At 35.0% G+C, this 12,890-nt stretch carries 13 protein-coding genes and 1 pseudogene; 5 read left to right on the forward strand and 9 right to left on the reverse strand.

All coding sequences use genetic code 11. The annotated features are described in order from the left end of the window. Complete coding sequence (locus LC095_RS04295; protein WP_226526979.1) at positions 1 to 858, forward strand: lipase family protein; 858 nt, start codon at positions 1 to 3, stop codon at positions 856 to 858. A gap of 252 nt (positions 859 to 1,110) precedes the next feature. Here LC095_RS04295 and LC095_RS04300 read toward each other — a convergent pair whose 3' ends face one another. The 3 genes from LC095_RS04300 to LC095_RS04310 all read right to left on the reverse strand — a co-directional run bounded on the left by LC095_RS04300 (position 1,111) and on the right by LC095_RS04310 (position 4,752). Continuing rightward, positions 1,111 to 3,078 carry a methyl-accepting chemotaxis protein gene (locus LC095_RS04300; protein ID WP_226526980.1) on the reverse strand — a complete coding sequence of 656 codons (1,968 nt, stop codon included), beginning with the start codon at positions 3,076 to 3,078 and terminating at the stop codon, positions 1,111 to 1,113. A 148-nt stretch (positions 3,079 to 3,226) separates the two neighbouring features. Continuing rightward, the gene (locus LC095_RS04305; RefSeq protein WP_226526981.1) at positions 3,227 to 3,448 is read right to left on the reverse strand and encodes a YdbC family protein; all 222 of its coding nucleotides are present in this window, start codon (positions 3,446 to 3,448) and stop codon (positions 3,227 to 3,229) included. A 188-nt stretch (positions 3,449 to 3,636) separates the two neighbouring features. After that, positions 3,637 to 4,752, reverse strand: a complete 1,116-nt coding sequence (locus tag LC095_RS04310) for an amidohydrolase (RefSeq protein ID WP_226526982.1) — start codon at positions 4,750 to 4,752, stop codon at positions 3,637 to 3,639. Between the two features lie 223 nt (positions 4,753 to 4,975). Between LC095_RS04310 and LC095_RS04315 the strand changes: the two genes are divergently transcribed. Further along, a complete protein-coding gene (locus LC095_RS04315; RefSeq protein ID WP_226526983.1) occupies positions 4,976 to 5,599 on the forward strand; it encodes a cell wall hydrolase in 624 nt (207 codons plus the stop codon). Between the two features lie 174 nt (positions 5,600 to 5,773). Here LC095_RS04315 and LC095_RS04320 read toward each other — a convergent pair. Together LC095_RS04320 and ilvD are read right to left on the reverse strand one after the other, a co-directional pair. Then, positions 5,774 to 5,938: pseudogene (locus LC095_RS04320) on the reverse strand (zinc-binding dehydrogenase); the annotation flags it as partial. A gap of 167 nt (positions 5,939 to 6,105) precedes the next feature. Next, positions 6,106 to 7,782: a dihydroxy-acid dehydratase gene (ilvD, locus tag LC095_RS04325; RefSeq protein WP_226526985.1), complete on the reverse strand. Its 1,677-nt coding sequence runs from the start codon at positions 7,780 to 7,782 to the stop codon at positions 6,106 to 6,108. A gap of 298 nt (positions 7,783 to 8,080) precedes the next feature. On the opposite strand from ilvD, the gene LC095_RS04330 reads away from it, so the two are divergent. Continuing rightward, complete coding sequence (locus tag LC095_RS04330; RefSeq protein ID WP_226526986.1) at positions 8,081 to 8,389, forward strand: RNA polymerase alpha subunit C-terminal domain-containing protein; 309 nt, start codon at positions 8,081 to 8,083, stop codon at positions 8,387 to 8,389. Between the two features lie 31 nt (positions 8,390 to 8,420). On the opposite strand, the gene LC095_RS04335 is transcribed toward LC095_RS04330, so the two are convergent. From LC095_RS04335 to LC095_RS04345, 3 genes are all read right to left on the reverse strand, one after another. Beyond that, the gene (locus LC095_RS04335) at positions 8,421 to 8,768 is read right to left on the reverse strand and encodes a hypothetical protein (protein WP_319005755.1); all 348 of its coding nucleotides are present in this window, start codon (positions 8,766 to 8,768) and stop codon (positions 8,421 to 8,423) included. Positions 8,769 to 9,040: 272 nt separating this feature from the next. Continuing rightward, positions 9,041 to 9,178 (reverse strand): hypothetical protein, encoded by a 138-nt coding sequence (locus LC095_RS04340; RefSeq protein ID WP_226526988.1) that lies wholly within the window; start codon positions 9,176 to 9,178, stop codon positions 9,041 to 9,043. A 191-nt stretch (positions 9,179 to 9,369) separates the two neighbouring features. Continuing rightward, positions 9,370 to 9,870, reverse strand: coding sequence for a hypothetical protein (locus LC095_RS04345; protein ID WP_226526989.1), 501 nt, complete (start codon positions 9,868 to 9,870; stop codon positions 9,370 to 9,372). A gap of 198 nt (positions 9,871 to 10,068) precedes the next feature. Here LC095_RS04345 and LC095_RS04350 point away from each other — a divergent pair, with 198 nt between their 5' ends. Then, a complete protein-coding gene (locus LC095_RS04350) occupies positions 10,069 to 10,998 on the forward strand; it encodes an ABC transporter ATP-binding protein (protein ID WP_226526990.1) in 930 nt (309 codons plus the stop codon). Between the two features lies 1 nt (position 10,999). Then, complete coding sequence (locus LC095_RS04355; RefSeq protein WP_226526991.1) at positions 11,000 to 12,112, forward strand: ABC transporter permease; 1,113 nt, start codon at positions 11,000 to 11,002, stop codon at positions 12,110 to 12,112. An 81-nt stretch (positions 12,113 to 12,193) separates the two neighbouring features. Here the strand turns inward: LC095_RS04355 and LC095_RS04360 are convergent, their stop codons facing one another. After that, positions 12,194 to 12,865, reverse strand: a complete 672-nt coding sequence (locus tag LC095_RS04360; protein WP_226526992.1) for a hypothetical protein — start codon at positions 12,863 to 12,865, stop codon at positions 12,194 to 12,196. Positions 12,866 to 12,890 lie beyond the last annotated feature (25 nt).

Consider the following 12,890-nt stretch of genomic DNA (forward strand, 5'->3'; position numbering starts at 1 on the left):
ATGAAAATCGCAAGTAAACAAAGAATATATAGCATTGATGATGCCATATTGCTTTCAGCCATGATCGCTCAGTCATATGAACTTTTTGAAGGGGAAAAGATAATCTTACCAGAAGGATTTAACCTTCGATATATTATTCGCGGTTTAGCAGGTGTTGAGGAACCGAAAGAGGAAATATTTGGTTTTATTGCAGAATCACAAGATAGAATTATAGTTGTTTTTAGAGGAACACGAACTTTTGAAGACAATGAATCGGACCAAGATTTATATCAAGTACCATATCCTTATGTCAAAAATGCAGGAAAAACCCATCGCGGATTTACATGTATTTATCTATCAACAAGGAACCAATTATTTAGAGAGTTGTCCGTGCTATCTTCAACTAAAAAACTATATATTGCTGGCCATAGTTTAGGAGGAGCTTTGGCAGTTTTAGCTGCTTTTGATTTTGCCGTGAACACCCAATTTAAACATCCCTTCGTTTATACGTATGGCAGTCCACGTGTTGGAGACCCTTACTTTGCCTCCAAGTTCAACAAAACCGTAAGGAATAGTTTTCGTATAGTTAACATCCATGATATAATTCCTACTTTGCCGGATAACGTCTATTCACCACCATTTATAAAGAACGGATTATTCTATCGACATGTAGAAATGAAAGTTCCACTTTCTTTCCAGTTGAATAGCTTACCCGTTCGAAATCATGAGATTGTTTGCTATTTTAAATTCCTTAGTAAACAAAATCCTGTGTTTACCCAGGCGTTATGCAGTGAAAACCCTGGATTTTGTCCCGATACGGAAATGTGTGTTCCATTTTCAGGAACATGTGGAGAGAAGACAACCACAAATAATTCATAAGCCTCTTCACCATATTATGTGATGTGTTCTAAAAGACTAGTTAGCCAAATTAAGAGCATACATTAAGCATACCCGAGAGGAAAATTTAGTAATTGATAAAGACTTGGATTGTTAGCCGCTTAAATATAGCCCATCTATTAAAATTTTGGTGGGTTTTTCAGTATGTACATGACTTCATAACCTAAGTACAAGCACTTTTTCGATATCTCAAATAAGAAAAGGCACTCACCGCAATGGTGTGCCTTCATCCAATCATATATGAAAGGTTTTGACCATGTTTTGTAATTCTTCTGAAAGCTGTTCAAGAGAATTTGCATTTCTAGAGAGAAGATCTATAGAACTGTTTGTTTGTTGAACAGTTGCACTAGTTTCTTCAATGCTTGCAGCTGATTCTTGCGATACCGAAGCAATATTGTCAATGGATTGATTTATATGTTGACTATGATATGTAATATCTGAAAGCTGTGTCGTTATATGTTTCACTTTATTAGCCATACTTAACACAGATTCATTTATTTCATAAAAAGCTTTTCCTGTTTGCTGTAGTTGATTTGATCCAATCTCAACTTGTTTATAGCCATTGGTCAGTGCTTCAATCACACTGGTGGATTCAGATTGAATATTCGAGACGATCGTCGTTATATCTAAAATTGAGTTTGATACTTGTTCGGCCAGTTTTCGAACTTCATTTGCAACAACAGCAAACCCTCTTCCGCCTTCTCCTGCCCTTGCTGCTTCAATTGCAGCATTTAATGCTAATAGATTTGTTTGATTTGAGATTGCTTGAATAACAGTGACAATTTTCGATATTTCTATAGATTGCTGTTCAAGTCTATCGACTTTTTGAACAGCTTGGTTCATAATCTGAAATAATGCGTCCATTTGCTGAATAGACTCATTCATTAGGCTCTCGCCCTGTTTTGTGATGTTTAGGACATCAGATGATGATGTTTGTACCATGGCACCATCTTCATTTGCTTGCTTAATACCATCCGCAAAAATATCCATTTGTTGTGATAAGTTTGAGGAACTACTTGCTTGTTCTTCGGATCCCATTGCAATTTCCTGCATAGTTGTAGCAATTTGATCACTACCCTCATTTATTTCTATACAAGCCTCTTTCATTGCAGTAGATTGCTGTAAAACCGTTGATGATAGGGTTGAAATCTTTTGTAACATCTCCCTCATACTAGACTGTGTCACAACAACTGAGTGGGACAGTTGTCCAATTTCATCGGTTCTCTTATTATTTTTCAATGTACTTTTCAGGTTACCTTTAGCAAGTTCACCCATAAAGTTCGTTATATCTTTGATTGGTTCTGAAAAGCTTCTACTTAATAACATTGCGATGAATATCACAATAATAAGAGTGGTTATAGCAGTAATAGCAAGGAATAATAACGCTTGATTATTCATCTGATGGATCATACTGATGTCTTGAACGATTTGGATAACACCGATAACATCCGTTTTTGTAGGGTCAAAAAGCGGCATATAGTATTCTGAATTTTCTTTATCTTCACTTGAAACTTCCTCGCCATTCAAAACTTTATTAAGGATGAATGAATTATCTATCTTCCCACCTACATATTTTTCATGAGATGCTACTAAAATTTCACCTTCAATATTTGAAATGGATAATCTAATACCCTTCATGGATTGTGTGATATCTTCGATTACTTTTTCATCTACTCCTGTTTGCAATGTACCTATTACTTCACTGTTATCCATAATAGGAACAAATGCTCTCACTCCTAAACCACTTGTTCCAAATTCAAAACCAGCTAATTCCTTTCCTCCCAATGATGCTTGTATGACAGGTTTATCACTTTTGTCATCTCCATACTTTTCCGGGTTATGACCTCTAAAAAACACATAGCCATTTGCATCTCCAACCTCGAAGACATCTAACTGATGTTCTCGTTGCAGCCGCTCAAATGTAGATTTAATTAACACAGCCATCTTTTCTCGGTCACCTTGTTTAAAAACCTCAATTACGTCTGGCTGATTAGCATAGTATTTTGTTAACTCAAGAAGTTCTGTTGAAGAAGTGTTCAGTTGATTAGAAATCGATTCCACATTATCAGCTTGTTCATTTTTTAGTATCGTATCATATCCCTGATTTGTATTTATATAAAGTACAATACTAACTATTAGTAATGGGACGATTGATACTAATAGAAGAGAAAGAAATAATTTTGCTTTTAATGTCTTGATCATGTTTGCATTTAAGCCTCCAACGTCAAATAATTATTATGAAAAAATATACCTATCAATTTTATCAGCGTATATATCATAAGTCTATAGAACAGAAATCATTAATAACGAAAATTTGTATCAAAAAAGGAACCTTTTGAACGGTTCCTTTTCATAATTCCATCGAATTTAGTAGATCTCTCAATTTAATTAATTCATCCTTTGACAGTGTTAGCCCTTTCCCCATTTTCTCATGTAGTTCATCCCAATCTCTTAGATCATATTTGGAGTCTCTGTTGTTCCAACTTATTAAATTTAATTCTTTTTTCCAACCTTTTGCACCTTCAGAAATGACTCCAAAACTTTGCTGAATTTCATATTTTATGTTTGCCAAAATGCTCACCCCTTGATTTGTCTAATAACATTGTTGTAGATATTTTATCATATTATATGAGAAGAAATGTTGTGGTTTATGTAGTTATAATTTTGCAATGTTACATAATGGCCTTGGTTAATTCCCCATACAATTTATAGGTACAGTCTGGAAAGACTTTTATCATTTTTAGAATGTATATATAGTTTTTATATTTGCGCTAGACCTTTAAATAGCTCTACTGCTGTCTCGATAATTCCATCATGAAAATCATATTGAACAGTATGTATATGAGGATAGTCTTCCCCATTGCCAATATAGCAAATAGCCCCTTTTGTTACCTTTAAATAATGACCAAAATCTTCTGATGCACGAAATCCTTCCTTCATTTCAACGAGGTGAATTTCTTTCTTTTCACATATAGATCTGATTTTATCTGAGCTTTCTTTATGATTTACCGTTTCAGGAAACATATCAGTGTATGAGAAACTTGGTTTTAGTCCAAATTGTTTGGCTAGAGAAAGTGTTAACTTTTCAATGTTTTTTTCTAGTTGTATAAGTTCTTCTTCATAATAAGCACGTAATGTAAGCATTAAGCTCCCTTTACTTGCTGCAATACCAAAGGCTTTTTCTCCGATATTAACATGCACCACTGTACATAATACCATTCCTTGATACCTATTTGAGGAAGTAAGATCTTGAATTGATTCAATCATTCTTGCTATAGCATAAGCAGGATTGACTCCATCTTCAGGCTGGCTTGCATGTGCAGGTGTGCCTTCCATGAGAATGGTCATTCCCTTTGATGCGCAATGTGCCGTTCCGTCAATTACATAAACCGAATTTAATGTCATTCCACTCATATTGTGAAAGGCATATATTTCTTCTATGTTATTCTCTTTTAAAAATGGGACACATTGAATTGCACCTTCTCCAGTTTCTTCTGCATGCTGAAAGAGAAAAAAGATATTTTTATCTGCTCCCTTTTGGTCAACCTCTAGAGCGAAGCCAACTAGGCATGCAGCATGACCATCATGTCCACATTTATGTGAGATACCGGGATATTTAGAAGCATGTGCAATATCTATCGTTTCATCAATCGGCAGAGCATCAAAATCTGCTCGAAATGCGATATTTCTTCTCTTTTCACCAGCTCTATACACCGCATAAAACCATTGACCTTTGTCGACAATTTCTAGCGAAGTATATGTTTTTAAGAATTGGATTATATGACTTTTTGTCCATACCTCATGATTAGAGAGTTCAGGATGTTGATGAAGTTCATGACGTAAATTTTTAGCTAATTCCAGATTTTTTAAATCCACTGTCTCATCCCCCTTTTTAGATATGAAATTACAAAAGTATATGTTTCATAGAGAGTCTTATCCAAAAAGACTACATGAAATTTCCTATTTCTTCCTATATTAAGATATTTCGAGCTTCTTGTAATGTCTATGTAAACAAATTGTAACACTATTCGGATTTTTTATCACATAGGTATGGAATGAGACAAGAGTTCAAAAAAGAAATCGTCTAGGAGGACAAATTTTGAAAAAACTAATTTTTTTACTAACATTACTTTTCACTCTTTTATCGGCTGAACCTATTTTCGCTTATACTGTGCAAAAAGGAGATACAATGTCAAAAATAGCAAGAGAAAATGGTATGTCACTTTCCGAATTAGCTTCAGCAAATCCACAGGTGAAAAACCTCGATCTCATTTATGTGGGACAAGAGATTTCTATAGATAAAGATAAAAAAGATCGACCAGCTGTAGCGAGTCGTGGGGAAACTATCTCCAGTAAAGTAAATATTTCAGAAGCTGACATAGATTTATTAGCAAGAATTGTACGAGCTGAGGCTCAATCTGAACCTTTTGAAGGTAAAGTTGCAGTTGCCAGTGTAGTATTAAATCGTGTAGATAGTCCGAAATTCCCGGATACAATTAGAGATGTTATCTATCAAAGTGGGCAATTCCAACCTGTCTCAAATGGTGAAATTAACAAACCGGCTGACAAGGAATCTAGAAGAGCTGTCTTCGCAGCTTTATCTGATATGAGGAAAATTGCTAAAGACTCATTATTTTTTTATAACCCTGATATTGCTACAAATCGCTGGCTAGATTCTAGAGAAACGGCTGTAGTTATTGGACAACATGTGTTTAAAAATTAATTAATTCAGTAAGATAAAAAATCAGGTTAATTTATCAGGGGTCTATATGATATCCTGTTCACATATAGTATCATTCTTTCTAAGTTTTTAGTAAATACATAATTGTTTAAAATAATTTGTTCTTATCTTCTACGAAAAAAAGTGGAACCATTTCAAGTTAAATTGGTTCCACTTTTAGTGTTTCCTTTTCTTAATTGTCAATAAGATCTTTCCACGAGCATGCCCTTCAGCAAAATAGTTAAATGCTTGAGTTATTTCACCGAGCTTATAGCAACGATCAATTACAGGTTTTACATTGCCTGCTTCAATAAGTTCTTTCATAAAATGCAAGTCTGACTGATTTGCTCTCTGTAAAAATGCATCTCATTTGCCCGTGTCTAACAAATGTTTCTAATTATATATTGAATTTATTAGCATTAGGTTTTTATGAACGTATACAAAAGTAAGGGGTTGGAAGTTTCAGCTTCCAACCCCAATCTGTTTATATGGTTTTTCTGTATTTATCTTTAAATTTTCATAATTCCGCCAGTACTTGCAGAAGTAACTAACTTAGAATAACGGGCTAAGTACCCTTTTTTCACTTTAGGTTCAAAGTCTTTCCAGTTTGCTTTACGTTCTGCCCATATCTCTTCATCAACTTGAACATCCATTGTACGGTTTTCAATGTCAATTACGATATGATCACCATTTTCAACGAATGCAAGTGGGCCGCCTTCAGCAGCTTCAGGTGAAGCATGCCCGATTGAAAGACCACGAGATGCACCTGAGAAACGGCCATCAGTAACAAGTGCTACTTTTGGTCCTAATCCCATACCTACGATCATTGAAGTTGGAGATAACATTTCCGGCATTCCCGGACCGCCTTTTGGTCCTTCATAACGGATAATTACGACATGTCCTTCTTTTACTTTTCCATTGGCAATTCCGTTGATTGCTTCTTCTTGTGATTCGAATACGATCGCAGGACCTTCATGACTAGTAATTCCGTTTTGTACGCCACCTGTCTTAATGATCGCACCATCAGGAGCAAGGTTACCGAATAATACAGCAAGTCCGCCTTTTTCTGTATGAGGATTGTCAATTGGTCGGATGACTTCATGATCCTTTACCTCACAGCCGGCAATATTTTCGCCTAATGTTTTACCGGTTACTGTTAGTGTGTCAAGATGAAGCGCTCCTTCTTTTTTCGATAGCTCATATAGGGCAGCTGATACGCCGCCTGCAGCATGTAAATCTTCAATATGATGATCAGAAGCAGGCGCAAGCTTAGATAAATGAGGAACACGCGCTGCTACTTCATTAATACGTTGAATTGGATATTCAATTTCAGCCTCATGGGCTAAAGCTAACGTGTGTAATACTGTATTTGTAGAACCACCCAGTGCCATATCAAGTGCAAATGCATTATCAATTGCTTTTTCTGTCACGATATCTCTCGGTTTAATATCATCTTTAATTAAATTCATTAATTGTTTAGCAGATTCTTTAACAAACTCTTTACGTTTTGGATCAACAGCTAAAATCGTCCCGTTACCCGGCATTGCTAGTCCAAGCGCTTCCGCTAAACAGTTCATTGAGTTAGCTGTGAACATTCCTGAGCAGGATCCACAAGTTGGACAACCGAATTGCTCTAGTTCTGTTAGGCCCTTTTCATCAAGTTTACCAGATTGAAAGGCACCTACTCCTTCAAAAACTGAAGATAGAGAGATTTTCTTACCATCGCTTGTTACACCGGCTTTCATTGGACCGCCACTAACAAATAATGTTGGAATGTTGATACGTAATGCCGCCATCATCATACCAGGAGTAATTTTATCACAGTTTGGAATACATACCATTCCGTCAAACCAGTGGGCAGATACAACAGTTTCTACAGAATCAGCAATGATTTCACGGCTTGGCAGTGAATAACGCATTCCAATATGTCCCATAGCAATTCCATCATCTACACCGATCGTATTAAACTCGAACGGGACCCCGCCAGCTTCACGAATAGCATCTTTTACGATTTTTCCAAACTCTTGTAAATGTACATGACCAGGTACAATATCAATATATGAATTACAAACCGCAATAAACGGTTTATCAAAATCCTCTTCTTTTACCCCTGCAGCACGAAGTAAACTGCGATGTGGGGCGCGGTCAAAGCCCTTTTTAATCATATTGCTACGTAAATTCATCATTCAAAACTCCCTTCACTAAACATAATTCAAGAATGATATTATAAGGGTACTTCTAATTGACTAAATAATCAATATATTTCTTCTTATTTGAATAATATTATATTAATTTATCTTTAAGAAAAGGGAGAGTGTTGGTATATATTAAGAAAATTCTTTTTTATTGGTAATTAACCACCTAAATTATTATTTTCAAATTACAAATTAAGTTAATCTTCTGTCTATACTGATTAACAGCTGAAAAAGACTGTTATATCTGATAAAATAATAAAAAAACAGTTGAATCAAAGGAGCCATTCTAATGACTAACTCTAAAAAAACAAAGCGAACGTGTAAAAATGGACATGTATATGAGAAAAGCAGCGATTGTCCAACATGCCCAATCTGCGAAAAAGAGCGTAAGCCTGAAACCGGATTTTTATCCATTCTTTCTGCACCAGCACGCCGAGCGCTTGAGAGTAAAGAAATTAGGACTGTAGAAGACCTTGCTCAATATACTGAAAAAGAAATTTTATCATTGCACGGAATTGGCCCCTCCTCCCTACCGAAATTTCGTTCAGCGTTGCAAGAAAAAGGATTTAATTTTAAAAAGGATTTGAAAGATATTTGAGTAACAAAAAAACGTCAATAAATGACGTTTTTTATGTGCTTCTACTATCTAAAAGCATTTTCTCTAAAATTAAAATTAATTTAAAATATACTATTAAGATCACAAAGAGAATAGGTGCAACAAAAATGTCATACCATATCTCCCACCAGCCTAAATAAAAGAATCCAATTGGTTCGGGTAAGATAGCAGTGATTTCATAGATAACTACAAAGCATGTCCAAAAGATGATATACAATAATTGCTTAATTAAAGTTGATTTGGAAGGGTACCAATTTAAAAACATCATATTTACCGGAGGAATTAAAAATATATGTGCTAATAACCCTAACCAATCAACACCTTTATCAAAATACCAGTATGCTCCATATTTATACTCCATAAATAAATCAAAAAGCACCTGGAAGGAAGTAGTGAAACACCAAATATGAAGTATTTGATTGTATGTTAACCTGTTTTTTGCAAATTTAAATGCGATGAAATTAAACAAAATAATGGAAGAAAAAAGTAAAATCATGGTTATTTCCTTTTTATTTTTTAATATTCCCTCTTATGGGATTTTGATACAGTCTATTATGCATTTGGTTTAGGTGATAATAAAAAGAAAAAACAATCTTTCTATGTATATGAATAAAAGATTGTTTTTCTGTGTTTTTACATTTTTTTAACAGGAGTGACAACAGCATATAAATTATCGGTCGAATTGGATACATTAACTTCTATAACCTTATATCCAAAATTTCCACCTTTATATTCTTCCTTTGTTGATACCTTAATTTGATAGTTACTCATATTCACTTTTCCTTTCTTATAAAATTTCTCACAGAAGCTAATATATGTTGGAGGAAAGAAAATGTGTCATAAAATGTACCAAAATAGAAAACATTTTTTTCTGTAAAGAATGTATAAATTATCATTACGATAGGATCAGTCGACATTACAGCCAGTTTAAAGTATTAAATAAATAGCTCCTTTAACACTTTTCAGCCTTGCAAGTCGGACCTTTTCATCTCAATAAACTCAGTAAGCATTTTTTCTAATTCTTTCTTTTTTTGCTTTTTTAACCATTCGACCTGATCAATAGGCAGCTTTACTTTTATGGAGATTGATTCAATCGGCATTTCTACTTTACGAATATCTTCTAAAGTAATTCCCTCTTCTATATTAGGAAATCTTGTATCATGTTCGTTTACACGATCAAAGTCCTCATATTCTCCGATGTTATCAAGGTCACAGCATAAGTGTAATTGTGGCAGCCCTCCTTGAATTGTATTCACTTTCATAATCAAATTTATCAATCTTCCATCATCCAATTCTATTTCTACAATGACGTTTTCTTCACGTTGATATTTTTTTACAACTATTTCAGTCACAATCATATTACATTCTAAAGTCAATCCACGACTTGCTTCAAAAATAAAGATAGCGCTATTGAATACGTGAATCTCCTCACCATCTATTTTCACTGTTTTTACTTTAATCATAAGACTTCCTCCGTGTAAAAAAGTACAATGACAAACCGTATGTATACTACTTATTAATATACCATTTTGCATCTACTGTGTTAAAAATAAATTTGTCGCGGAATTTAAGTTTAGAATTTTAAAAATAGTGAAACTATTATCAGGTTTCTTACGTAAAATTATATGGTTGCCATTTTAACGAAAAGGAGGAGAAAAATCATGACTGTATTAGAGGTGAAGAATTTAAAAAAGTCTTTTGGATCGATACATGCAGTACAGGATATTAATTTTTCAGTGAAAGCAGGAGAAATATTCACCATTATTGGCCCTAATGGAGCTGGAAAGACAACAACCCTGGAAATGATTGAAGGATTAGTACCTCCAGATGCTGGAGAAATAAGCTTCGGTGACTTATCTTGGAATAAGAATAGTCATGAGATAAAGAAGAAAATCGGAGTACAACCTCAATCAAGTGCCATGTTTGATTTATTAACCCCTGAAGAAAACGTTAATCTTTTTGCAAGCTTTTATGACAAAGCTCGTTCTACTGATGAAATTCTCGAACTAATCAATCTAACAGACCACAGAAAAAATTATGTAAAGAAGTTATCTGGTGGCCAACGGCAGCGGCTTGCAATAGGTCTTGCGATGATTAGTGATCCTGATATCATCTTCCTTGATGAACCAACAACCGGTTTAGATCCACAGGCAAGGCGCAACATTTGGGATATCATCTTACAGCTCAAAGAGTTAGGGAAAACAACGATATTAACCACTCATTATATGGAAGAAGCAGAAAAACTAAGTGACAGAGTTTGTATCGTTGACCAAGGGAAAGTTGTAACATTGGATACCCCCTCTGCACTAATAGAACAATTAACGAAAGAAAGAGAAGTTCGTCTTTCATTCGTTGATGGTCCGGAAGCGGCAGAGGCAGCTAATTCATTTGCAAAAACTTTCCAATCTGTAACTCGAACAGAGCGTGAAGGTCCATCATTAAAATTGTGGACAAAAGCTCCGGAGAATACGTTATTTGATTTATTTGGATTTACGAAGGAAAAAAGTTACCAGGTAGAACAAGTGTCCATTCGTGAAATGAGCTTAGAGGATGTATTTATTGCCTTTACAGGGAAGGAATGGAGGGATTAACTTGAATCAGTTTAAGCAAATGTTTATGGTTCAGCTCAAATTAACATTTCGTGAGAAGCAGTCATGGTTTTGGGGTATCTTTTTTCCTATTATCTTAATGGTTATTTTTATGTCCATTTTTAGCGGGCGAAATGACAATGAATTCTCTGCTAATGTGGCAATCGTTAATGAAAGTTCGAATCCTTCTTCTACGATGTTGCTTGAGCAAATTAAACAAATTCCTATATTTGAATTCGAGAATGAAGAACCTATTTCAAGAGTTGATGCTGAAAAATTGGTCAAAGAACAGGAAGTGGATGCTGCCATCGTTTTACCAGAATCTGTTGAGGCTTCTTCCCTCCAGTTGGTTGTCAACAAAGAAGATGAACAAGGGGTTACAGCACAAGCGCTCTCCGGAATGCTGAACCAATTTGTTCAACAAGCAAATCTAACTGCAGCAGGTGTAACACCAACTTATGAATTACAAATTGAATCAATCTCGTCAGGTAATGCGGAATTACAATATACCGATTTTCTCTTAACTGGAATGATTGCACTTTCCATTGCTCAAGGCGGGATGTTTGGGATGGTCGGCTTAGTAGAAATGGGCCGAAAAGGCTTAATTAAAAGGCTACGGATGACTCCAGCAAATATGAATTACTTTGGTTTAAGTGATATGATTATGCGTGTGCTATTTAGTATTGTTCAAATCGTGTTATTATCTTTAATTGGTGTGTTTATCTTCGGTGCCAACTTATTTATCAATTTTCCAAGTCTTATAGTTGTATTTATACTAGGTACTCTTTCATTTACAGCAATTGGATATTTTGTTTCCTCTTTTAGTAAAACGACTGAAGCGTATATGGGTGTAGCTAATATTTTGAATTTTCTCATGATGTTTCTAAGCGGTGTATTTTTTCCGATAGAAACGATGCCGGAATGGATTCAACCGATATCTAATGTTCTTCCTCTTACTTATTTTGTTGAAGGTTTAAGGGAAAGTATGGTGTATGAAACAAGCGTCCTTTCTGCCAATCTATGGATGGGTATTGGGATTATCGTCTTGTGGGGTGTATGTACATTTGTATTGGGTTCATTCTTATATAAAAGAAAATCAATTGTGGCTGTTAGATAATGATATTCATTCTTTTGATAAGAGATGCGTCTGGTGACACATCTCTTTTTATTATTTATACATGATAGAGGTTGCACTAAACTATAATGTGCATTGTTGAGGAATAGATATTTGCGGGCAATTACCTTCTAATTCTGCTGACCGTGGTTGACATATATTTGCATTGATGCATAAAGTAACGTTTCTTTCAACCTGAAGACTATGACAAATTCTAATCGAAACTTCCAATTGTTGAAATTGTTGATTTCCTTCTCCATCTAAACTACAGGAGTTACAAGAAAAACATTCAAAATCACTTATATCACATTTTATAGTAGTCCCCTCAGGTGCACATAGTAGGAATCTTTGTACAACTGAAAAGGACTGAGGAGAAGACGTACACGTGACACCACTAGCGTTGCTAATTTCGATTACATAGTGTCCGCTTATTAAAGTCATTACTTCTTGAAGAGTGGCAGCTTCTCCTGAAGGAAGAATAACATCAACGTTTCTCCGCCCACCGGGTTGTGTTATTTCTGTACATATAATTGAACCAGGTAATAGAGGGTCAATTGGATTTCCTGCCGCATCCGTTGGTATGCATTCAGAAACTAATGGACCACCTTCTGTTTGTTCACTAATCTCTTCACATGAAAAATTTAATCTTTCCAGACCCGCTATCCCTCTATACGTTCTACTAGGTACGTCTATTTGTCCAACGATCCAATCATATACTTTTGATGTTGTCATACATATTGTTTCTTGATTTATCATCGGCATATTTTTATACAACCTTTCA

This window comes from Metabacillus niabensis (genome assembly GCF_020524345.1).
GTDB lineage: Bacteria > Bacillota > Bacilli > Bacillales > Bacillaceae > Metabacillus > Metabacillus niabensis_B.

Coding starts and splice junctions, on each gene's coding strand:
- LC095_RS04295 (WP_226526979.1), top strand. CDS start 1: ATGAAAATCGCAAGTAAACAAAGAATATATAGCATTGATGATGCCATA.
- LC095_RS04300 (WP_226526980.1), bottom strand. CDS start 3,078: ATGATCAAGACATTAAAAGCAAAATTATTTCTTTCTCTTCTATTAGTA.
- ilvD (WP_226526985.1), bottom strand. CDS start 7,782: ATGATGAATTTACGTAGCAATATGATTAAAAAGGGCTTTGACCGCGCC.
- LC095_RS04330 (WP_226526986.1), top strand. CDS start 8,081: ATGACTAACTCTAAAAAAACAAAGCGAACGTGTAAAAATGGACATGTA.
- LC095_RS04335 (WP_319005755.1), bottom strand. CDS start 8,768: ATGGAGTATAAATATGGAGCATACTGGTATTTTGATAAAGGTGTTGAT.
- LC095_RS04340 (WP_226526988.1), bottom strand. CDS start 9,178: ATGAGTAACTATCAAATTAAGGTATCAACAAAGGAAGAATATAAAGGT.
- LC095_RS04345 (WP_226526989.1), bottom strand. CDS start 9,870: ATGATTAAAGTAAAAACAGTGAAAATAGATGGTGAGGAGATTCACGTA.
- LC095_RS04350 (WP_226526990.1), top strand. CDS start 10,069: ATGACTGTATTAGAGGTGAAGAATTTAAAAAAGTCTTTTGGATCGATA.
- LC095_RS04360 (WP_226526992.1), bottom strand. CDS start 12,865: ATGATAAATCAAGAAACAATATGTATGACAACATCAAAAGTATATGAT.